The sequence below is a fragment of the Enterobacter sp. DC4 genome, assembly GCF_000568095.1.
In the GTDB taxonomy this organism is placed as follows: domain Bacteria; phylum Pseudomonadota; class Gammaproteobacteria; order Enterobacterales; family Enterobacteriaceae; genus Enterobacter; species Enterobacter pseudoroggenkampii.
In genome coordinates, this window is record NZ_AZUB01000001.1 from 818,837 (window position 1) to 840,246 (window position 21,410).

The 21,410-nt window shown below is 55.8% G+C and carries 24 protein-coding genes and 2 tRNA genes; 12 read left to right on the top strand and 14 right to left on the bottom strand.

Annotated features, from left to right (window positions below; genetic code table 11):
- Position 1 precedes the first annotated feature (1 nt).
- Positions 2–814: a MetQ/NlpA family ABC transporter substrate-binding protein gene (locus tag P349_RS20115; RefSeq protein ID WP_008500616.1), complete on the top strand. Its 813-nt coding sequence runs from the start codon at positions 2–4 to the stop codon at positions 812–814.
- Positions 815–924: 110 nt separating this feature from the next.
- Positions 925–1,134 carry a fumarate hydratase FumD gene (gene fumD, locus P349_RS20110; protein WP_008500615.1) on the top strand — a complete coding sequence of 70 codons (210 nt, stop codon included), beginning with the start codon at positions 925–927 and terminating at the stop codon, positions 1,132–1,134.
- On the opposite strand, the gene P349_RS20105 is transcribed toward fumD, so the two are convergent.
- The 4 genes from P349_RS20105 to P349_RS20095 are packed head-to-tail and all read right to left on the bottom strand — an operon-like array spanning position 1,115 to position 4,209.
- Complete coding sequence (locus P349_RS20105; protein WP_032651003.1) at positions 1,115–1,801, bottom strand: amino acid ABC transporter permease; 687 nt, start codon at positions 1,799–1,801, stop codon at positions 1,115–1,117. The two genes, fumD and P349_RS20105, sit on opposite strands and share 20 nt — an antisense overlap.
- Positions 1,785–2,561, bottom strand: coding sequence for an amino acid ABC transporter permease (locus P349_RS20100; protein ID WP_032651006.1), 777 nt, complete (start codon positions 2,559–2,561; stop codon positions 1,785–1,787). The genes P349_RS20105 and P349_RS20100 overlap by 17 nt, the downstream gene beginning before the upstream one ends.
- Positions 2,561–3,376 carry an amino acid ABC transporter ATP-binding protein gene (locus P349_RS0124075; RefSeq protein WP_024909379.1) on the bottom strand — a complete coding sequence of 272 codons (816 nt, stop codon included), beginning with the start codon at positions 3,374–3,376 and terminating at the stop codon, positions 2,561–2,563. The genes P349_RS20100 and P349_RS0124075 overlap by 1 nt, the downstream gene beginning before the upstream one ends.
- A 2-nt stretch (positions 3,377–3,378) precedes the next feature.
- Positions 3,379–4,209: an ABC transporter substrate-binding protein gene (locus tag P349_RS20095; RefSeq protein ID WP_193745651.1), complete on the bottom strand. Its 831-nt coding sequence runs from the start codon at positions 4,207–4,209 to the stop codon at positions 3,379–3,381.
- Between the two features lie 245 nt (positions 4,210–4,454).
- On the opposite strand from P349_RS20095, the gene P349_RS26580 reads away from it, so the two are divergent.
- From P349_RS26580 to P349_RS20075, 4 genes are all read left to right on the top strand, one after another.
- Entirely contained in the window at positions 4,455–4,622 is a 168-nt protein-coding gene (locus P349_RS26580) for a hypothetical protein (RefSeq protein ID WP_032651008.1), read from the top strand.
- Positions 4,623–4,729: 107 nt separating this feature from the next.
- Positions 4,730–6,055 carry a sensor histidine kinase gene (locus P349_RS20085; protein WP_032651010.1) on the top strand — a complete coding sequence of 442 codons (1,326 nt, stop codon included), beginning with the start codon at positions 4,730–4,732 and terminating at the stop codon, positions 6,053–6,055.
- Positions 6,048–6,671 (top strand): response regulator transcription factor, encoded by a 624-nt coding sequence (locus tag P349_RS20080; protein ID WP_032651013.1) that lies wholly within the window; start codon positions 6,048–6,050, stop codon positions 6,669–6,671. Before P349_RS20085 ends, P349_RS20080 begins: the two co-directional genes overlap by 8 nt.
- Positions 6,672–6,748: 77 nt before the next feature.
- A complete protein-coding gene (locus P349_RS20075; protein ID WP_032651014.1) occupies positions 6,749–7,228 on the top strand; it encodes a GlcG/HbpS family heme-binding protein in 480 nt (159 codons plus the stop codon).
- A 32-nt stretch (positions 7,229–7,260) separates the two neighbouring features.
- Here the strand turns inward: P349_RS20075 and P349_RS26185 are convergent, their stop codons facing one another.
- On the bottom strand, positions 7,261–7,401 hold the full coding sequence (locus P349_RS26185) for a hypothetical protein (protein WP_003857665.1): 141 nt from the start codon (positions 7,399–7,401) through the stop codon (positions 7,261–7,263).
- 125 nt (positions 7,402–7,526) lie between these two features.
- Here P349_RS26185 and P349_RS20065 point away from each other — a divergent pair, with 125 nt between their 5' ends.
- Both P349_RS20065 and P349_RS20060 read left to right on the top strand, forming a co-directional pair.
- Positions 7,527–8,309, top strand: a complete 783-nt coding sequence (locus tag P349_RS20065; protein ID WP_032651015.1) for an MBL fold metallo-hydrolase — start codon at positions 7,527–7,529, stop codon at positions 8,307–8,309.
- Positions 8,310–8,381: 72 nt separating this feature from the next.
- Positions 8,382–9,017, top strand: a complete 636-nt coding sequence (locus P349_RS20060) for a carbonic anhydrase (protein ID WP_024909376.1) — start codon at positions 8,382–8,384, stop codon at positions 9,015–9,017.
- Between the two features lie 28 nt (positions 9,018–9,045).
- On the opposite strand, the gene P349_RS20055 is transcribed toward P349_RS20060, so the two are convergent.
- The 4 genes from P349_RS20055 to mdtK form a co-directional block, all read right to left on the bottom strand.
- A complete protein-coding gene (locus tag P349_RS20055) occupies positions 9,046–10,641 on the bottom strand; it encodes an FAD-NAD(P)-binding protein (RefSeq protein ID WP_032651016.1) in 1,596 nt (531 codons plus the stop codon).
- Positions 10,642–10,759: 118 nt separating this feature from the next.
- Positions 10,760–10,836 (bottom strand) — tRNA-Val (locus tag P349_RS20050).
- A 4-nt stretch (positions 10,837–10,840) separates the two neighbouring features.
- Positions 10,841–10,917: transfer RNA gene (locus P349_RS20045), tRNA-Val, on the bottom strand.
- A gap of 153 nt (positions 10,918–11,070) precedes the next feature.
- On the bottom strand, positions 11,071–12,444 hold the full coding sequence (mdtK, locus tag P349_RS20040) for an MdtK family multidrug efflux MATE transporter (protein WP_024909374.1): 1,374 nt from the start codon (positions 12,442–12,444) through the stop codon (positions 11,071–11,073).
- Positions 12,445–12,669: 225 nt separating this feature from the next.
- Here mdtK and P349_RS20035 point away from each other — a divergent pair, with 225 nt between their 5' ends.
- Complete coding sequence (locus P349_RS20035) at positions 12,670–13,311, top strand: riboflavin synthase (protein ID WP_032651017.1); 642 nt, start codon at positions 12,670–12,672, stop codon at positions 13,309–13,311.
- A gap of 30 nt (positions 13,312–13,341) precedes the next feature.
- Here the strand turns inward: P349_RS20035 and cfa are convergent, their stop codons facing one another.
- Positions 13,342–14,490, bottom strand: coding sequence for a cyclopropane fatty acyl phospholipid synthase (gene cfa, locus P349_RS20030; RefSeq protein WP_032651018.1), 1,149 nt, complete (start codon positions 14,488–14,490; stop codon positions 13,342–13,344).
- Positions 14,491–14,788: 298 nt separating this feature from the next.
- Complete coding sequence (gene punC / locus P349_RS20025; protein ID WP_032651020.1) at positions 14,789–15,988, bottom strand: purine nucleoside transporter PunC; 1,200 nt, start codon at positions 15,986–15,988, stop codon at positions 14,789–14,791.
- A 114-nt stretch (positions 15,989–16,102) separates the two neighbouring features.
- On the opposite strand from punC, the gene punR reads away from it, so the two are divergent.
- Positions 16,103–17,014: a DNA-binding transcriptional activator PunR gene (gene punR, locus P349_RS20020; RefSeq protein ID WP_024909370.1), complete on the top strand. Its 912-nt coding sequence runs from the start codon at positions 16,103–16,105 to the stop codon at positions 17,012–17,014.
- Between the two features lie 17 nt (positions 17,015–17,031).
- Here the strand turns inward: punR and purR are convergent, their stop codons facing one another.
- The gene (gene purR, locus P349_RS20015) at positions 17,032–18,057 is read right to left on the bottom strand and encodes an HTH-type transcriptional repressor PurR (protein WP_023335431.1); all 1,026 of its coding nucleotides are present in this window, start codon (positions 18,055–18,057) and stop codon (positions 17,032–17,034) included.
- A gap of 297 nt (positions 18,058–18,354) precedes the next feature.
- Here purR and cydH point away from each other — a divergent pair, with 297 nt between their 5' ends.
- On the top strand, positions 18,355–18,444 hold the full coding sequence (cydH, locus tag P349_RS26190) for a cytochrome bd-I oxidase subunit CydH (protein WP_020688313.1): 90 nt from the start codon (positions 18,355–18,357) through the stop codon (positions 18,442–18,444).
- Positions 18,445–18,607: 163 nt separating this feature from the next.
- On the top strand, positions 18,608–19,774 hold the full coding sequence (locus P349_RS20005; RefSeq protein WP_032651021.1) for an MFS transporter: 1,167 nt from the start codon (positions 18,608–18,610) through the stop codon (positions 19,772–19,774).
- A gap of 38 nt (positions 19,775–19,812) precedes the next feature.
- Here P349_RS20005 and sodB read toward each other — a convergent pair whose 3' ends face one another.
- Positions 19,813–20,394, bottom strand: a complete 582-nt coding sequence (gene sodB / locus P349_RS20000) for a superoxide dismutase [Fe] (RefSeq protein ID WP_032651022.1) — start codon at positions 20,392–20,394, stop codon at positions 19,813–19,815.
- Between the two features lie 122 nt (positions 20,395–20,516).
- Positions 20,517–21,290 carry a C40 family peptidase gene (locus P349_RS19995; RefSeq protein ID WP_023311354.1) on the bottom strand — a complete coding sequence of 258 codons (774 nt, stop codon included), beginning with the start codon at positions 21,288–21,290 and terminating at the stop codon, positions 20,517–20,519.
- Between the last annotated feature and the right edge of the window lie 120 nt (positions 21,291–21,410).

Genomic DNA, 21,410 nt, shown 5'->3' on the forward strand with positions numbered 1-21,410 from the left:
CATGAAAAAGACACTGACACTGATCGCCGCCGCAACCCTGAGCGCCCTGAGCTTCGCTTCCTGGGCTGACACCCTGACCGTGGGCGCATCCAACACGCCGCACGCCGAAATTCTGGAGCAGGCAAAGCCGATTCTGGCGAAGCAGGGGATCGACCTGGAGATTAAACCGTTCCAGGACTACATTCTGCCGAACACCGCGCTGGCGGGTCATGACATCGACGCGAACTATTTCCAGCACATTCCTTACCTGAACAGCGTGCTGAAAGATCATGCGGGCGATAAAGACTACGATTTTGTCAGTGCGGGCGCGATCCACATTGAGCCAATCGGCATCTACTCCAAAAAATACAAGTCGCTGAAAGACCTGCCGGAAGGCGGCAAAATCATCATGCGTGACGCGGTTTCTGAAGAGGGGCGTATTCTCTCTATCTTCGAAAAAGAGGGCGTGATCAAGCTGAAGCCGGGCATCGATAAAGTGACCGCGCGCATCAGCGATATCGTCGAGAACCCGAAAAAGCTGAAGTTCACGCCTAACGTTGAAGCGTCTCTGCTGCCGCAGATGTACAACAACAACGAAGGCGACGCGGTGGTGATTAACGCCAACTATGCGATTGACGCGGGTCTGGATCCGGTTCACGACCCGATTGCGGTTGAGAGCGGTGAAAACAACCCGTATGCCAACATCATCACCGTGCATCGCGGTGACGAGAAGAAGAAAGACATCGTCGCGCTGGTGAACGTTCTGCACTCAAAAGAGATTCAGGACTGGATCCGCACCAAGTACAAAGGCGCGGTCATTCCAGTAAACAACTAATTTACTGATTTTACAGATGAAGCCCGGCGAGTCTCTCGCCGGGCTTCTTTTTTGTATCCGGCTGGAGAATCATTTAAGCTCAACGTTTAACAGGCAATGGAGTGATGACGATGGGTAATGTGACCAAAGATGAAGCGCTGTACCAGGAGATGTGCCGGGTGGTCGGGAAGGTGGTGCTTGAGATGCGTGATTTAGGGCAGGAGCCAAAGCATATTGTCATTGCCGGAGTCCTGCGTACCGCGCTGGCGAACCAGCGCGTGAAACGCAGTGAATTGACAACCGAAGCGATGGAAACGGTGGTTAAAGCGCTGGCCGGGTAAAGCGCAAGCGCTTCGCAAGCTGCTCGAGCGAGCAGCAGAGCAGGTAGTAGACCACGCCCGTAAAGATAAAAATGGCCGCCGGGTAGATTTGCACCCGGTTGTTGACCTGTCCCGCCACCGTCGTCAGTTCCGGTACGTTCACGATAAACGCCAACGACGTATCCTTCAGCAGGCTGATAAAAATCCCCACCAGCGACGGCAGAATGTTCCTCAGCGCCTGCGGCAGCAGCACGCGCCACAGGGTTTGCTGCGTGCTGAATCCCTGTGACAGTGCGGCTTCGTACTGCCCGGACGGTAGCGCATTAAGTCCGGCCAGTACCGAGTGCATTACGGTAGCCGCCGTAAACCAGGCCAGCGCCAGCGTGACGGTCAGCGCCCCCGGCAGATCGCCCCCGGTAATGAGCGGCAGGAGATACCACATCCAGAAAATTACGAAGATGAGCGGGATACCGCGAATCAGCTCTGCCCACAAAAAGAGGGTCTTGCGCACGAGCCCGGTAAAGCGCCAGGCCAGACACGCGAGCACTATCCCACCGGGCAGAGCAATGACGGCGGCCCCAATCGCCATCATCAACGAGAGCAATACGCCCCCCGGTTCACCCGTTGCCGCGCGTCCCCACAGCAGATAATCGAGGTTATCGGTGATGACATTAAGTCCGGCAATCATGTTTTTCACTCCCTGAGGTGGCGACGTTTGGGCGTTTACGTTTCGCTTCAGGTCCAATGCGAACCAGCACCATCCCCATGACCAGGCCGGTCAGCAGATAGAGTGCGGTTCCAAAGGTAAATGCTTCCAGCGCGTGCGCGTTATAGCTCTCAATCTGCCTGACCTGATAGGTCAGCTCGGCGAAGCCAATCCCGCTGGCGAGCGAGGAGAGCTTCATCAGATTAAGGTACTGGCCAACGACCGGCTGCCAGGCGTTGGCCAGCCCCTGCGGCAGCAGGATGTAGCGAAACAGGCGCCACGCGGAGAATCCCTGAGCGAGCGCTGCCTCCCGCTGTCCGGCAGGCACGGAACGTAAGCCCGACTCCACCTCTTCAATTAAAAACGCCGAGGTAAAGACACCCAACCCCCAGGCAGAACATAAAAATTCGGGCGTAAACCACCAGACGTCGCCGGGCAGAATTGACCAGCTGTGATCCGCGTTCACCGCGTCGCGGAACGCCTGCGGTAGACCGTTCCAGGCGGCAAAATACCAGAACAGCAGCTGCACCAGTAGCGGCGTATTGCGAAACAGCGACACCCAGCTGCTAACGACCGCGTTCCCGAGGCGTCCGCCGGAAAGGCGCAGAAGCATAAAGAGCAATGCGAGCAGGCTGGCCAGCATCATCCCGGCAAGCGTTACCCACAGGGTGGTGAGGAATCCGGAGAGTATCCACTGCAGAGGCTGTCCGGTCAGTACCCCCTGCCAGTCGAGCGCGGGCATTACAGATGCTCCTGATGCAGCGGGTTGAGCACCTTTTGCAGGAACCGCTGCGCGCGCGGATGCGAGGGCCGACTGAAAAATTGCGCCGGCGGCGCAATTTCCAGAATTTGCCCCCCGTCGATAAAGACGACTCTGTCGGCTATCTCCCGGGCAAACTGCATCTCATGGGTTACGACAATCATCGTGATCCCGCTGTGGGCGAGGGCTTTCATCACAAACAGCACTTCACCAATCATCTCCGGATCCAGCGCCGAGGTGGGTTCATCGAACAGGATGATTTGGGGTGAAGAGGCCAGGGCACGGGCAATCGCGACGCGCTGCTGCTGCCCGCCGGAAAGCTCTGCCGGAAAATGATGGGCTTTTTCCAGCATCCCGACCTTCTCCAGCAGGGCCAGCGCGCGCGCCTGGGCAGGCTGTGGCTTCCAGCCGTGAACGTGCTCCAGGGCCAGGGTGATGTTCTGGCTGGCGGTGAGATGGGCGTAAAGATTGAACTGCTGGAACACAAACCCCACGCGGCTGCGCAGCTGACGCAGCCCGGTACCGGAGAGCTTTCCGGTAGGCTTGTTATCGACCAGAATCTCCCCGCCGCTAAGGGTTTCAAGCTGGTTGATGAGACGAATCAGGGTGGATTTACCGGAACCCGACGGGCCGAGGATGGCGACCACTTCACCGGGCGTGATGGTGAGATTAATGTCGTTTAAAACCTGATGGTCACCGTAGCGTTTGTCCACATGACGAAACTCGACGCTGGCCTGTTCCAGATGTGAAAAATCCGCGGCACCGGCCGCGGAGTGTGAAAATAAACCTGAGAGCATAATTATCTGGCTTCTATTTTAAAGGCGCGAGGCTGCGGGGCAGGCGTGTTTGGGCCAAACCAGACATCGTAGATTTTTGCTGCCTGACCGTTCTTCTCGAGATTAACCAGCTCGTCGTTAACGGCCTTCAGCAGCGCCGTTTCACCTTTCTTCACCCCCACGCCAATCTCTTCTTTACTGAGCAGATCGGGCAGGATTTTGAAGTTCGCTTTATCCGGCGCCTGCGCCAGCAGACCGGCCAGAATGGTGCTGTCCTGGGTAATGGCCTGGACGTTGCCATTGCGCAGTGCGGTCAGCGCCAGGGGAATGTCGTCATAAGAGAGGACGCGGGACTGCGGGAAACGCTGGTGCAGCGCCTGCTCGCCCGTCGTGCCTTTGACCGCGCCAATGCGCGCCCGGCTATAGTCATCGAGCTTGTCCGGTGATTTCACCGGAACGAGGAACTGCTGGCCGGTGACGAAGTAAGGCGTCGAGAAATCAATCACCTGCGCGCGTTCCGGGGTGATGGTGATATCTGCCACGATCAGGTCTGCTTTCCCGGACTGCAGCAGCGGAATACGGTTGGCCGGATTGGTGGCAACCAGTTCAAGCTTCACGCCGAGCGATTTTGCCAGCGCTTTGGCGAAGTCCACGTCGTAACCCACGATCTCGTGCGTTTTGGCATCAATCGAGCCAAACGGCGGGTTGGCGTCAAACGTGGCGACTTTCACCACCCCTGCGGCCTTAATATCCGCCAGCTGATCGGCCTGTGCCTGCGCTGAAAGCAGGCTCCCCGCCGCCAGTAATCCCAGAACCAGTGTCCGTTTGGTAAACCCTTTCATGTTTGCTGCCATAGTCATACGCCATCCCGTTGTTTTTGTTTTACCCCGCTACGCTCCCATAAGCGAAAGCTATCGCCAAATAAGAAATCGTTCTTTGCTTTGAGCAAAAAAGCATTAGTGAACAAGGTGTTAATGAAGCGTGAAAAGAACGGGAGGCTATTTGCAAATCCTGCACATGGACAGTGGATTTTGGTATTTCACCCGCGCGGCATTTGAGTGCTTAACTGAGGTCAGACACGGCGAGAGAGGGTAAGACGATGAAAAAGTGGATCAGCACGTTACGGCGGTTTTTTGCGACCCGACCAGTGAATGCGGAGAACAGCACGCAACGTGTTCTTGAGTCAATACTGCCTGTCGCCAGCCTGTATGGCGTAGACGTTGCCAACATTGACCCGGAGTGGTTCCATGATAAAACGTCACGCTGAACTGCGCCGCACGCGCGAAACGTACTGGAACGAGGTGTGCTGCATTTTGTTCTGACGCCGGATAGCTGTTAATGTTGACAGATGGTTGAGTCTGCTCAGTTAACGGAATGAAGAACCCCTTTTTAAAGCGCGGCATTATTGTCTGGACGATAGTCTGCCTCATCAGCGGCGTCCTGCTCTATGCCGAACAAATTCGCCGCCAGTTCTGGGAGCGCGATCGCGAGTTTGCAGCACTCTTCTCTGAGTTAAGCGCGGTACTGACGCAAAATGAGTCCGTATTGCCACTTCTGAATGGCGATGAAAATATTGCCACCCTGCGCAAAAAATTCCCTCAGCTTCTTGCCCTGGAAAAGACCTCCGGACGCCCGCTTGATGCGCCACGGGTTGAACCTGCCCACGAGATACAGTACTGGCTTTACAATCCCTGGCGTCAGATCCGCGTGCTGGTGGATCTCGGCCCGATCCTGAATGCGCACCATCCCTTTACTCATCTCGGGATCCGTTTTATGCCAAACGGCGACGAGCCAGCGTCTGATGCCTTCTGGCACTGGCAACGTGCTTTCCCGCAGCATAATCAACCTTTTACGCTGGAAGCCGATTCCCGGCCAGACTGGCTCGCCGTTAACGGGTTGATGTATCCCATCTTGTTTATCGGTTGGGGGATAGTGATTGCGCTGGCGAGCGTGGTGCTCTGGCAGCGTAAAGCGCGGAAAGAGGCCGAGCAAAGGGCGCTCTATTACCAGCACGCCAGACTGAATACCCTGGGAGAGATCACCGCCGGTATCGTGCATGAGATTAACCAGCCGCTTACCGCCGCACAGACGTGGATCCAGGGGGCGCAACGCCAGCTGCAGCAGGACAACGGGCCCGCGGTGTCGCAGGCGTTAGTGGCCGCGCTGACGCAAATGCAGCGAATTAGCGCCTTGCTGACCCGCTTTCGCGAACACGTAGTGCAGGAGAAAGTATCCCTGCGCGAAACTGACCTGGCACAGTGCTGGCTGCAGGTGGTGAACCTGCTTGAGCATGAGCGCAGGGCCGAACATATCACGGTCAGCCATATGTTTGCCCCGGGGGCGACAACCGTTCTGGCCGATCGTCTCTGGCTGGAGCAGGTGCTGCATAATTTGCTCAGCAATGCGATTCAGGCGCAGCAGGCCTCTGCAGCTGGCTGGGTAAAGATTGAAAGTCATAAAAATGCGCGCGGTATCCTGATTACCGTGACTGACGGTGGTCCAGGCTTTAGCCCGGAGGCGTTACAAAATGCCTTCATGCCGTTTTACAGCGGCAGAGAGGAGGGAATAGGGCTGGGGATGACCTTAACGGAGTCATTGATGACGCGAATGAATGGATCGATTACGTTGGGTAATGCTCCGCAGGGCGGAGCGCAGATCAAACTACAACTGACGCACGGAAAGGAGGCTACGGATGGATAAGACAGTCTGGCTGATTGATGACGATGAATCCATCAGGGAGTCGATGGCGTTTTTGCTTTCAGGCATGGGCTGGCCGGTCAGAACGTTTGAAAGCGTCGATGCTTTTACCGCTGCCCATGCGCGTGAGACCGCGCTGGTGGGCTGTATGCTGCTGGATATGCGGATGCCAGGTAAAGGTGGACTCGCCTGGCTTGAAGAGGGCCAATGGCCCTGGCCCCTGCTGCCGGTGATAATCATGACCGGACACGGTTCGGTTGACGCCTGTCGCCGGGCATTCCGTAACGGCGTCTTTGAGTTTTTTACCAAGCCGCTGGATGCCGACAAGCTTATCGAAACCGTGGGCCTGGCCTTCGAGGAGAGCCAGCGCCGCTTTGCCGACTGGCAGGAAACAACCCGGATCGCGGCGCGTTTCGCGCAGTTGACCGCGCGTGAGCATGAGGTGCTGGGTGAGTTGATGAAAGGGCTCAGCAACAAAGAGGTGGCTGCCCGGTTGAACCTCTCGCCGCGTACGGTAGAGGCGCACCGCGCATCGGCATTTACCCGGCTTGGCGTCAATAGCTTAGTCCAGGCAATCCGGGAATACGATAAATTGCAATCCGTAAAACTACCAGGATGAGTGCGTAATCAACCGAATACCGTTTCATCGTGCGGCTGAGTAACCTCTGGGTGTCTCTCAACACGCGAGGAAGTGCGATGAAAAAAATAATGATGGTTGCGGCACTGGCCGCGGGTAGCCTGAGTCTGGCGGCACAGGCCGATACGCTGAATCAAAAGAATCTCTCACTGGCGCAGGCGAATGCGCTGGCAACCTCCGCCATTCAGGCCTGTACGGCAAAAAATTATCAGGTGACCGTCACCGTTGTTGACCGCGCGGGCGTGGTGAAAGCGGTACAGCGCACGGACAATGCCGGTCCTCACACGGTAAAAGCCAGCGAAATGAAAGCTTATACGGCGCTTAGCGCAAAGAATGCGTCCGGTAAGGTGATGGAAGCGGCGCAGAGCAACGCCGGTGCGCAAAACATGCGTGACATTCCGGGTTTCCTGCTGCTGGCGGGGGGCTTGCCGGTGAAAGAGGGCGATGAAACAATCGGGGCAATTGGTATCGGCGGTGCGCCGGGCGGTCATCTTGATGAAGCCTGCGCGCAGGCTGCTATCGACGGGTTAAAAAAATAAAAAAAAAGCACCGGCTTGCCGGTGCTTTTTAATCAGATCTTGCAGGCGTCGCCGCAGTCGTCGTCGGCGACAATCGCCTGCGCTTTTTTATCCGCGTCGTCCAGACGTTCCGCATTACGCTCTTCTGCTTCATCCAGACCGTTAAAGACTAAATTATCGAGATCAATTTCCATGTTGCACCTGCTCTGTTCAGTTTTCGATACTGGCACAGTATAGGGCAAAAAAAGCCAGCAATGTACCTCGCAGCACATAAGGATAATCCCTGCCATACTCAGTGCTTTATCGCTGAGGAGAGCACATGATTACACTCTGTAAAACCTGCGGAACGGCTTACGATACACGGCCTGAGAAATGCCCGATCTGCGAGGATGAACGCCAGTATGTACCCATCACGGGGCAGGCGTGGACCGATCTCGATACCGTCACCGCCACGCATAGCAACAAATGGCAGCAACTGGAGCCGCGATTGTTTGGGATCAAAACGGTCCCGGCGTTTGCGATCAATCAGCGGGCGCTGCTGCTGCAAACGCCCCACGGCAATATTCTCTGGGACTGTATCGCCAACCTCGACCCCGCAACCAAAACGCTCATTACCGCCCTCGGCGGCATCAGCGCGATTGCGATTTCACATCCGCACTATTACACCACGATGCAGGAGTGGGCTGCGGCATATGATGCGCCGGTGTACCTGCACGCCAGCGACAGCGAGTGGGTGATGCGCGACAGCCCGGCCATTCATTTCTGGGAGGGGGATGCGCTGGAGATTTTCCCGTCAGTCACCTTGCTGCGTCTGGGGGGGCATTTTGCCGGGGGAACGGTGCTGCACTGGCAGGAGGGGGACGGGGTGCTGCTGGTGGGCGATATTCTGCAGGTCACGCCGGGTAAAGACGCCGTCTCGTTTATGTGGAGCTACCCGAACTATCTTCCGCTGCCGGCCCGCACCGTGGCGTCGGTCGTGAATCATCTGGAAGGCAGAACGTTTGAACGTCTGTACGGCGCGTTCGAAGGACAGAACATCCTCGCTAACGCGGACGAAATTGTGCAGCGCTCGGGCCAGAAATATATTGCTTGTCTGAAGTAAACCACGATGGGTAAACTTTACGAGTGTGATCTCGATCATACCTAAACTAAAACAGATAAAAGAGACATTGCTATGCAACATATCATTGAAGGTTTTCTCAGCTTTCAAAAAGAGATTTTCCCGCAACGTAAAGAACTCTTCCGCAGTTTAGCGTCCAGCCAGAATCCCAAAGCGCTGTTCATCTCATGCTCCGACAGCCGTCTGGTCCCGGAACTTGTCACCCAGCAAGAGCCAGGACAACTCTTTGTCATTCGTAATGCTGGTAACATCGTGCCGCCGTTCGGACCGGAGCCAGGCGGTGTGTCCGCTACCATCGAATACGCCGTCGTGGCGCTGGGCGTCACGGATATCGTGATTTGTGGTCACTCCAACTGTGGCGCGATGAAGGCGATTGCCGATAACGCGAACCTGGAGCCGATGCCTGCCGTGTCACACTGGCTGCGCTATTCCGACGCGGCGAAAGCCGTGGTGGAGAAAAAAACCTGGGATAAGCCGATCGATAAGGTCAATGCGATGGTGCAGGAGAACGTGTTTGCGCAGCTGAGCAACATTAAGACCCATCCTTCCGTCGCGGTGGGCCTGCGTAATAACTCCATTCGACTGCACGGCTGGGTGTACGACATTGAAAGCGGCGAAATCCTCGCCCTGAATAAAGAGACGAAAACCTTCGTTTCGCTGTCGGAAAACCCGGAAGTCTTCTTCGAGTAATCCGCGACAGCAGGGCACGGACGCCCTGTCAGTTTTCAAAATAGGGTAATCTCCGCCGCACCCCCGACGCGGGTTTTTCCGCCGCTTTCGCCATCGCCTCTGCAATCTCTGCACACTCCGCCAGCCCCTGAACGAAGGGACGATCGTGCATCAGCCACGGTATCGCACCGAAGGTGATGCGCCCGCGAACGGTGTCAGGCGCTTTTAAGGTGTAATCCTCGCCGATATCGGGTATCTCATCGCCGATCGCTTCCAGCTGTTTTCGCAGCGTTGGGAAGGGCAGATCTTTCGTTTTGAGCGGCTTTTGTCCGCGCGCGTCAATAAACACCTCGAAACGATAGACGGTCTCTTGTGTGGTTATCACCGTTCGATCGCTGCCAACGTCGAGCGTGTAGTCGTCACCGAGCGCGGCCACGCTGATGATGCCGGCTTCGCGAAGTGCGAGCAGCCTGCGGATAGACTGCGGAGGGATGGCGGCATAGTTGTCGATAAATACCCGAGCCAGCCCCTGTTTGAAGCGTTCAACGTCTCGATCGGTGAGATGGGGAACGATCTCCTGAACCACTTCATGCAGCCGAAGCACGGTATAGCGCCAGGCCACGGTACGGCGTTCGCGTTTATTTTTCTCAACTTCTTTCAGGTTATCTTCCGCCCAGGTAAAGGGACCGTGCCGTTTACGATCCTCAAACCATGCCTCACGAAGGGTGTCCGCATTCAGCGTATGCAGAGACATTTTTTCGCACCACGCCGGATCGGCAAGCTGAAGCTCTTTGACCATCAGAACAAAGATACGATCGAGCAGGCCATCCGGTCCTTTGGCAATCTCGCTTTCCACCACGCGTTCGTTCAATATCGACAGCGGCTCGTAAGGAATAGGGCAGTAAAAATCGGCTTCCGGCAGAATGCCCGTCCGGGACATCAGGACAATCTTCAGCGCCTCGCTGCCTTTATTCAGTACAAATTTATCATCGCGAAACGCACCGTGCTGCATTACGACCGCCATGGCCGCGTCGAGACCGCTTAACGATGTCCCCATAATACCGACGCGACAGGGAGGAATACTGGCGTCCATCAGACCGGACCACGGGCTGGGGAAGAACGTGCGCGTGGCTTCATCCTCCTCTGGCCAGACGTGGCCGGTGGCGATAACCGCGAGGTCGAAGCGTTCAGGAAAGGCGCTGCCGTTGACGGAAAGCGTAACGCCTTCTTTCGAGGGCACGATATCGGTGACCTGGGCGGATTTATGGACTTCAACCTGAAATCCCCGTTTTTTCGCCTCTTTTACGATGGACCGAAAGCTGTCGCGGAAATACTCACCCAGCAGGAGCCGGGGCAGGAACTGTCGGTCATGCAGGCGGGCTTTATCAACCTTAAAGCGTGCCAGATGGGCTTCGCTCTGGCCCTTGAGCCAGTCGAGGTAGGTCATAAAAATGGGCGGAATTTCAATACTTGCGATATTTGCCAGCATCAGACGAGAGTTATCGTCGTCGTTATAGGGCATACCCACGCCCGCTTCATCACTTTGTTCAAAGACGGAGACCGAAAGCGGCTGCGGGTTTTTAAGAAGGGCGTAAAAGGTATAAATCCCTGTTGGGCCGGAACCGATAATGGCGATTTTCTTCATCGACGGTTGTCCTCTCTTTTTTCCATGAGAAAAGCGTAGCAGGAGAACAGTAATGAAAATGAAGGATTAGGAAAATTCAGGCTATCAGAGGAGAATTTGCACCATTTCAGGACTGAAATGGTGCGTCCGAGTGGACTCGAACCACCGACCCCCACCATGTCAAGGTGGTGCTCTAACCAACTGAGCTACGGACGCAGAATGGTGCGTTCAATTGGACTCGAACCAACGACCCCCACCATGTCAAGGTGGTGCTCTAACCAACTGAGCTATGAACGCAACGTGTTGTCGGTGACAACGGGGACGAATATTAGCGGCACAGCACCGAGGTGGCAAGAGGGAAAATGCAATTTTCTCTCTGATTTCACGCGATTGCTGTATTACCGCGCAAAGTGAAGAGAAAGTAGCCGCCGGGTGGCGGCTACTGCGTATTTAACGGGCAGCGCGTTGCAAAATGATCGTTGATGGCTGGCGCTGCAGGAAGCGCATGCGCATCATCATCATAATCGCCGCCGACGTCAGGCCGATGATAAAGCCCATCCAGAACCCCGCCGGTCCCATGCGGTCAACCACAAGGTCGGTCAGGGCCAGAATATAACCACACGGCAGACCCAGCACCCAGTAGGCGATGAAAGTGATAAAGAAAATGGAGCGCGTGTCTTTATAACCGCGCAGCACGCCGCTGCCAATCACCTGGATGGAGTCCGAAATCTGGTAAATCGCAGCCAGCAGCATCAGGTGCGATGCCAGCGTAACGACTTCCGGATTGTCGTTATAGAGCAGGGCAATCTGCTCGCGAAGCGCCACGGTGAAAAGCGCTGTGCAAATGGCCATGCAGACGCCGACGCCCAGTCCGGTCCGCGCGGCGGTTTGCGCATCGAGCGTCGAACCTTGTCCCAGGCGGAAGCCCACGCGAATCGTCACTGCCGCAGCCAGCGACATTGGCAGGACGAACATCAGGGAGCTGAAGTTCAGCGCAATCTGGTGCCCGGCCACGTTCACAATGCCCAGCGGGGAGACCAGCAGGGCAACCACGGCAAACAGGGTCACCTCAAAGAACAGCGCAAGGGCAATCGGCAACCCTAACTGCACCAGACGCGTCATGATGCTCCAGTCCGGCGTGCTGAATCTGTTCTCGTTGCGAATGTCGCGCATGGAGCGGGCGTGCTTCACGAAGGTAAGCATCGAGAAGAACATCACCCAGTAAACGGCTGCTGTCGCCACGCCGCAGCCGACGCCGCCCAGTTCCGGCATCCCGAAATGACCGTAGATAAAGATATAGTTAACCGGGATGTTGACCAGCAGCCCGATAAAACCCATCACCATCCCGGGCTTGGTTTTCGCCAGGCCTTCACACTGGTTACGCGCTACCTGGAAAAAGAGGTAGCCGGGCGCACCCCAAAGCAGGGCACGCAGATAGCCCACGGCTTTATCCGCCAGGGCCGGGTCAATGTTATGCATAGCGCGGATGATATGGCCCGCGTTCCAGAGCACGACCATGATCAGCACGGAGACAAACCCTGCCAGCCAGAACCCCTGACGGACCTGATGGGCAATGCGCTCGCGACGACCCGAGCCATTGAGCTGAGCGATAACAGGCGTGAGTGCGAGCAGCAGACCGTGGCCGAACAGGATGGCCGGAAGCCAGATTGACGTACCGATAGCCACGGCCGCCATATCGGTGGCGCTGTAGCCACCTGCCATTACCGTATCCACAAATCCCATTGCGGTCTGGGCCACTTGCGCGATGATCACTGGTATAGCCAGTGCCAATAACTGGCGCGCTTCATTCATGTACTTCTGCACGTGAACACCTTTATTTTGTTGTTATTTGAGAGACTAAAAAAGCCGCCGAAACGGGCAGCGAGAAGAAAATGCAGGGGGGTGCCAGCTATTGTAGCGGGCTTTAGCTATTTATCTAGTGAAAAAATCGCCAGAAAATGCGCTCCGCTGGCAACCTGTTTTTCCAACTGTTATTGTGGTGGGATTAAACGGTGTCACCACCGTCCGGAAAAAACAGGAGTTGTAAGCATGTTTACTGGTATTGTGCAGGGCACCGCCAAAGTGGTGTCCATTGATGAAAAACCTAATTTCCGTACTCATGTTGTTGAGCTGCCGGAATATATGCTTGAGGGCATTGAAACCGGTGCGTCGATTGCGCATAACGGCTGCTGCCTGACCGTGACCGAAATTAACGGCAACCAGATTAGCTTTGATTTAATGAAAGAGACGCTGCGCATCACCAACCTGGGCGAGCTGGCTGTGGGCGATACCGTCAACGTTGAACGCGCGGCGAAGTTCAGCGATGAGATTGGCGGCCACCTGATGTCCGGCCACATCATGACCACCGCGGAAGTGGCAAAAATCGTGACCTCGGAAAATAACCGTCAAATCTGGTTTAAAATGCAGGATCCGTCATTAATGAAATACATCCTCTATAAAGGATTTATTGGCATCGATGGGATTAGCCTGACGGTGGGGGAAGTGACGCCAACGCGTTTTTGCGTGCATTTAATTCCTGAAACGCTGCAGCGCACCACGCTGGGCGCCAAAAAACTGGGGCATCGCGTGAATATCGAAATCGATCCGCAAACCCAGGCGGTGGTGGATACGGTTGAGCGCGTGCTGGCAGCAAAAGAAGCCGCAATAATAAAGACCACTGAAGAAGAATAAAAAATAACCCCGGATATCCGGGGTTATTTTTTAGCGTGCGACACGCAGTCCGTGTTCAATCCCCCGGCTGAATACCACCTGCCAGAGCTGAATATCCCGTGCGCGAAACGCCCCCGCGCAGGCATTCAGATAATAGCTAAACATCCGTTTGAATCGTTCAGAATAGTTGCCCGCAATCTCAGGCCAGGTCTCCTGAAAACGCGCATGCCATGCCATCAACGTGGTGTCGTAATCCGCGCCAAAGTTATGCCAGTCTTCCATCACAAAATGGGATTCGCTGGCGTTGGCAATCTGGCGAACGGACGGTAAACAGCCATTCGGAAAGATGTATTTATTGATCCACGGGTCAACGTTATTGTCGGTCCGCTTAGAGCCGATGGTGTGCAGCAGGAAGATGCCGTCCGGTTTCAGATTACGATCCACCACCTCAAAATAGGTGTCGTAGTTTTTCGGCCCGACGTGCTCGAACATGCCGACGGAAACGACCCGGTCAAACTGTTCATTCAGATCACGGTAATCCTGCAGCCGGATATCCACATCGAGACCCTGGCAGCGCTCCCGCGCCATTTTTTGCTGTTCCGCGGAAATCGTCACGCCCACTACGCTGACGCCATAGTGCTTCGCCATAAAATACGCCAGCCCACCCCAGCCGCAGCCGATATCCAGCACGCGCATGCCGGGCTGTAGCTGCAGCTTCTCGCTAATCAGACGCAGCTTTGCCTGCTGCGCTTCCTCAAGCGTCGACGCGTCTTTCCAGTAGGCGCAGGAGTACTGCATGAACGGGTCCAGCATACGGCTGAACAGGTCATTGCCGAGATCGTAATGCTCTTTGCCGACGATCCACGCGCGTTTTTTACTTTGCAGATTGAACAGTCGGGCAGAGGCGACACGCAGGGTGTCTTTCAGATTACGCGGGAGTTGGTTTTCCAGACCGGCACGCAGCACGCTGGCAAAAAAGGTATCCAGACGTTCGCACTCCCACCAGCCGTCCATATAACTTTCTCCCAGGCCTAACGATCCCTCCCGCAATACGCGTTTAAAAAAGTCGGGATGTTTAACCTGAGGATCGGATGGCGATGATCCATTGATAGTGATGCCTGCTCGACCTAACAGTTCACTGACGATCCGGGACCAGTTATCGTCCGGAACGCTGACTTCTTCTATACACGATGAACTCATAGCTTCTCCATCACCCTGATGTGATCAGAACCTTCAAACAGCGTAGACGCTTTTTTTGGTTTGTGAGAAATCTCACGGTAAATACCGCGAGGCTAATATCCGACGTAGAACAGAGGAAGGGAGATAACCCTTGCCGAAATGCCTTCCATGGTAAAACGGGAGCGCTCCGGCTCCCGTTAACACTTAATATTTATCGTATTTAATCGAACCAAATTTAGTATAGGCCTCAAAATTTGGTGATTCAATAGAAAATTGTTAGCAACCTAATCACTGAAATGTAACATGATTTCTGGCGCAATCAGGCATGCGAGGTTTCCACCTGAGCGCCGCTATCCTGCTCACGCTGCGCGGAGGCCTGCATGCGATAGCCCATCACCGCCAGCGCAACGGTGACCAGCATCACGCTGGTGGTGGTTAACAGTGGCGTCGCAATCAGCGCCGAGACTACCAGGCTTGCCAGGAAGCACAGACCCAGCTGCAGGGTATTTTGCAGCGCGGCGGCGCGGCCTGTCGCCTGCGGGAACGGACGCAACGCTTGGGCTACAACAATCGGGTAAATCGCCCCGTTCGCCACGGCCATCACGCAGAAGGGGATCAAAATTTCAGCCAGGCCCGCGCCCGGAATAAACCCGACGGCCCAGGTGCCGATGACGCTCAGCGCATACAGCACTAGCAGCCATGGCAGCATCTGCTGACCTTCCCATTTTTGCAGCGCCGCGCGACAGCCGTACCCGCCCACCAGGAAGGCGATAGTCTGCGGAACATAGCTCAAACCGATGGCTGCCGGGCTGTAGCCCATATCGTGCAGAATGAACGGCGAGCCGGTAAGCCACGCGAAGAAGCTGGCCGAACAGGCGGCGTAAATCAGGACATTCCCGCGATACGCTTTGGTGCTGAGCAGGGAGTTGAAGGTAATCGGCTTCGCATCCGCATGCGCCTCTTTTTTATGCGCGGGCTTGAGGGCAAACGCTGGCAGCATCAGTACCAGCGTGATGGCAAACAGCGTGGCAAAAATGGCCTGCCAGTCAAAGTGTGCGAGGATCCAACTGCCCAGCAGCGGAGCCAGGGCAGGGGAAAGACCCACCAGCGGCATAATGGTGGCGAAAATACGGTTTGTGCGGTTAGCCGGATAGTAGTCGGTCACCAGCGCCTGCCAGGTCACCGCCGCAGCACAGACGCCCACGGCCTGAATAAAGCGCAGCACCAGTAGCCAGGTGGCATCGCGCACCCACAGCATCCCCAGGCAGCCCACGGCAAAAATGGCCAGACCCAGCAGCAGTACCGGTTTACGACCAAAGCGATCCGAGAGCGGTCCCCAAAGCAGCTGCGCGAAAGCGAAACCGGCAAGGAACAGGCTCAGGCTGGCGCTGATGGCCGCCGCAGGGGTTTGCAGGTCTTCCTGCATCGCGGCAAACGCGGGCAGGTACATGTCGGTGGCCAAAAAGCCCAGCACGCTTAAGCCGCCGAGCCAGACTAAAAATCCTTTCCTGGGTTGCATTCTCTTATTCTCCTGAGGAGGCAGGTGTACGTTGGCGCAGAGTGTAGGGAGTGCAAAGCCGCTTGTGAAACGCTAATATTTGGCGGGTGCATTCAAATTTTTTGCAGGCAGAAAATGTGGTCAGATTATTCTCTTGAAGTGGTCGATGCTGTCGCGCGTAATGGCAGCTTTAGCGGTGCAGCGCAGGAGCTGCACCGCGTCCCTTCGGCCATCAGCTACACGGTGCGTCAGCTGGAGGAGTGGCTGGCGGTTCCGCTGTTTGAGCGGCGCCATCGTGATGTGGAATTAACGCCCGCAGGGGCGTGGTTTTTGAAGGAAGGGCGTTCTGTTATCAAAAAAATGCAGATCACCCGCGAACAGTGTCAGCAGATCGCTAACGGCTGGCGGGGGCATCTTTCCATCGCGGTGGATAACATCGTTAAGCCGGAACGTACCCGGCAGATGATCGTCGATTTCTATCGTCATTTTTCAGATGTCGAGCTGCGGGTCTCGCAGGAGGTGTTCAACGGCGTCTGGGATGCGCTGGCGGACGGCAGGGCAGAGATGGCAATCGGGGCCACGCAGGCGATCCCGGTCGGGGGACGTTACGCCTTTCGCGATATGGGGATGCTGAGCTGGAAGTGCGTGGTGGCAAGCGATCATCCGCTGGCGGCGATGGAGGGGCCGCTCAGCGATGATACGCTGCGCAACTGGCCGTCGCTGGTGCTGGAGGATACCTCCCGTTCATTGCCTAAGCGTATCACCTGGCTTCTGGACAACCAGCGGCGGGTGGTGGCCCCTGACTGGGAATCGTCGGCGACGTGCCTCAGCGCCGGACTGTGCGTCGCGATGGTGCCCGTTCATTTCGCGCGTCCGCGCATCGATACCGGAGAGTGGGTTGAGCTGACGCTGGAGAATCCGTTCCCGGATGCGGCCTGCTGCCTGACCTGGCAGCAAAGTGATGTCTCGCCTGCGATGGCCTGGCTGCTGGATTATCTGGGAGACAGCGAAACGCTAAACCGGGAATGGTTACGGGAGCCAGCATAGCTGGCCCCGTAAAGCGATTAACGACGGTAGTCGCGGAACGGACCGTCCGCAACGGAACGGCGTTCGATAAGACGCGGGTGAACTTCAATGGACTGCGACTCTTCACGTTTGTTGACGATCCTGTCCATCAGCATATTGAAGGCCGTTTCGCCCAGCGAATCTTTCGGCTGGTGAATGGTGGTCAGCGCTGGCGTGAAGAAACGCGCGTTACGCACGTTGTCATACCCGATCACGGAAATATCCTGCGGGACGCGCAGACCCAGCTCGTCGGCAGCGCAGAGCGCGCCCATTGCCATGATGTCACCCCCGCAGAAAACGGCGGTCGGACGGTGTGGCTGGGAAACGATCTGCTGCATCGCGCGGTAACCCGACTCCGGCTCAAAGTCGCCCTGCACAATCCAGTTTTCCGGCACGTTGATCAGCGCTTCTTCCATCGCTTTCATAAAACCGGCCAGACGGCCCGCGCCGGTGTTGCGCTCCAGCGGACCGGGGATCACGCCAATCTCGCGGTGACCGCGTTCGATCAGATAACGACCGGCCATATAGCCGCCTTCAAAGGCATTATCGATAACGGAATCAGTGAAATCCGCGCGCGCTTCGCCCCAGTCCATGACCACCATGGGAATATGGCGATACTCTTCGAGCATCGACAGCACGGATTCCGGGTACTCGGAACACATTACCAGCAGGCCATCAACGCGCTTTTGCGCCATCATCGACAGGTAGGCGCGCTGTTTTTCAATGCTGTTCCACGCGTTGCCCAGAATCAGGGTATAACCTTTCTGGAAGCAGTTTTTCTCAACCGCTTCAATGATCTCGGCAAAATAGGCCGCTTCACTGCTGGTGGCCAGCAATCCAATGGACTTGGTGTGATTAACCTTGAGGCTGCGCGCAACCGCACTTGGCGAATAGTGCAGCTCTTTGATCGCTGCCCAGACGGCGTTGCGCGTCTCTTCCGCCACAAAGCGGGTTTTGTTAATTACATGTGATACGGTTGTAGTGGAAACGTTTGCGCGTTTTGCTACGTCTTTAATTGTTGCCATTAAATGTCACTCCAGACCATATCCTAAACTCCTGAAAAACTTGAAGGTAAACGTTTGCCTTCTCTCACCCTTATCACGCAATCTTGAATTGCGGCACGCCGGGAAAACGACACGGGACGTCAGGAGGGGGTCAATGGCCGGTACGCTAATAAATTTAGCGTGGAATTTTGTCCTATCTTGATGAAAAGGGGAAGAGGTAAAGTGTTTATCAGCCTAAATCCAGGAAGATTTTTGACGTAAATTATGCAAAAATGAGCAGGCTCACTTTTCGTGGGGGGATTAAAAGGAGAAAAATTGATGAGTTCCGATCTGAAGTTTTCGCTGTTCACCACCGTTATTGTGCTGGCTCTGATTGTCGCGGCCGGTCTGACGGCTGCGCTGCACTGATTTACGCGGAGGGAGAGCCTTCTCCCTCCCGATCGACCCGATTGTTACTTCTCTGGCAAAAATCTTTTGCCATTTTGTTAACTTCTCATTTTTTGTGATTGATGTCATGCTTTCCGCTTCTTTGTTCTGTGTCACCACATGACACGGCATCCGGAGTTGACGCATGAAAATCAATTTTCCCCTGCTGGCCCTGGCGATTGGCGCTTTTGGGATTGGCACCACTGAATTCTCCCCGATGGGGTTACTGCCCGTCATCGCCCGCGGCGTGGACGTCTCGATCCCTGCGGCAGGGATGTTAATCAGCGCCTATGCTATCGGCGTGATGGTGGGGGCGCCGCTGATGACGCTTCTCCTTTCGCACCGCGCGCGCCGCAATGCGCTGATTTTCCTGATGGCGATTTTCACCCTGGGCAACGTGCTTTCGGCCATTGCGCCGGACTACACCACGCTGATGCTGTCACGCATTCTGACCAGCCTTAACCACGGCGCGTTCTTCGGGCTGGGATCGGTCGTGGCTGCCAGCGTGGTGCCAAAACATAAGCAGGCCAGCGCCGTAGCCACCATGTTTATGGGGCTAACGATTGCTAACATTGGCGGGGTGCCTGCGGCAACCTGGTTGGGCGAGGTTATTGGCTGGCGGATGTCATTCCTGGCGACGGCTGGACTGGGCGTGGTCGCAATGGTGGCGTTGTTCTTCTCCCTGCCGAAAGGCAGCGCGGGTGAACGTCCTGACGTGCGCAGAGAGCTGTCGGTGCTGATGCGCCCGCAGGTGCTCTCCGCGCTGCTCACCACCGTGCTGGGGGCAGGGGCGATGTTTACCCTCTACACCTATATTTCACCGGTATTGCATGACATCACCCACGCAACGCCTCTCTTTGTGACCGCGATGCTGGTACTGATTGGCGTGGGCTTCTCGATTGGCAACTATCTCGGTGGGAAATTTGCCGACCGTTCCGTAAGCGGCACGCTGAAGGGCTTCTTAACCCTGCTGATTGTCATCATGATTGCCATTCCGTGGCTGGCGCGTAATGAGTTTGGCGCCGCGATCGCGATGGTCGTCTGGGGAGCCGCCACCTTTGCCGTGGTGCCGCCGCTGCAGATGCGCGTGATGCGTGTTGCGCATGAAGCGCCGGGCCTCTCATCGTCGGTCAACATCGGCGCCTTCAACCTGGGCAATGCGCTCGGTGCGGCGGCCGGTGGGGCCGTGATTTCAGGGGGACTGGGGTACAGCTTTGTGCCGGTGATGGGGGCGATTATTGCCGCGCTCGGCCTGCTGCTGGTGATGATGTCGGGTCGTAAACAGCCTGAAGCAGCCTGCGCTGCGGAATAAACCAAAAACGCAGAAGGGCGAACCCTTCTGCGTGTCTCTTACGCGGCGAAGTTCTTCGCCACAAAGTCCCAGTTAACCAGTGCCCAGAAGTGCTCCAGGTAGTTCGGGCGCGCGTTGCGGTAATCAATGTAGTAAGCGTGTTCCCATACGTCCACGGTCATCAGCGGCTTAGCGCTGGTGGTCAGCGGAGTGCCTGCGTTAGAGGTGGACACGATAGCCAGTTTGCCATCCGCCTCTTTAACCAGCCACGTCCAGCCCGAACCGAAGTTCTTGATGGCTGCATCGGTAAATTTCGCTTTGAAATCCGCGAAGCTGCCAAAGGCGGCGTTGATAGCGGTAGCCAGTTCACCGGCAGGTTCGCCACCGGCGTTTGGCGCCAGGCAGTGCCAGTAGAAGGTGTGGTTCCACACCTGAGCCGCGTTGTTGAATACGCCACCCTCTGAACTGCGGACGATCTCTTCCAGCGTTTTGCCTTCAAAATCGGTGCTCTTGATCAGATTGTTCAAGTTAGTGACGTACGTCTGGTGATGCTTGCCGTAATGATATTCCAGGGTTTCCGCAGAAATGTGCGGTGCCAGGGCGTCTTTTGCATACGGTAGTGCAGGTAATTCGAACGACATTGCTTCTCTCCTTATTGTATTTTGCGTTGCCAATAACCACACAGACAACAAGGACAGGATAGCAAATTGAAAGGGTATGCAAAAGAGGAACTTACCCTGCCACGGGTGTGGCAGGGCAGGGGTTAGCGAATGGTTTTCGGCGTCATCACGCGACGTGCGCCGACGTAATGGCGTACCCAGTAGTCTTCACTGAGAGAGGTGATCTGAATATCCTGGCCGCTACGCGGTGACTGGATGAATTTTCCGTTACCGACATAGACGCCGACGTGGTCAGCCGTGCCGCGACCCTGAGTGCGGAAGAACACCAGATCGCCGTTTTCCAGCTCACCGCGGTCAACCGGTGAGGCATCGCGCAGGTGGTACATCTCATTAGCGGTACGAGGAATGCGGAACTTGACCAGATCTTTATAGGCGTAATAGACGAGGCCGCTGCAGTCAAAGCCGGTACGCGGCGAGCTGCCACCCCAGTGATAGGGTTTGCCAATCTGCCCCATCAGTTTGTTCATCGCGGTTTTTTGCGCTTTCTGTACGCGCACCTTATGCACTTCCGCTATTTTCGTGACCTTCGTGCATTTCGCCTTGTGGCCTTTACGCGTGATGCATTTTTCAGTAACAAGGTTAGCGGCGGTTTGCGAAGCTTTACTTTTGGCGGAGTGGGCAGTACGGGAAGGTTTGGTTTTCGTCTTGCTGGAAGCGGTCTGTTTCGTCTGAGCCGGTGTTTTTTTCTTGTCGTTCTTAGCGGTGGTTTTTTTCTTACGTTCTGTGGCTTTCACCAGATGGTTTTTTTGTACAGCAGAATGCCGCGCCTGCTGAGAGGCGTTTGCCACTGGCGTGAAAGTGAGTGAAGTAAACAGTAAAGCACAGAGCGTGATCGAGATTTTATTTATCCGCGCCACTGGGCAGTCCCCTGATAAATGCAGGTCATCAATAATACCCGCGTGTGATTTACAAAGCCCGTCGATTCTAATCTATAAAAAGCCAGAAAGTTAATAGCATTTTTCAATCTACAATCGTGT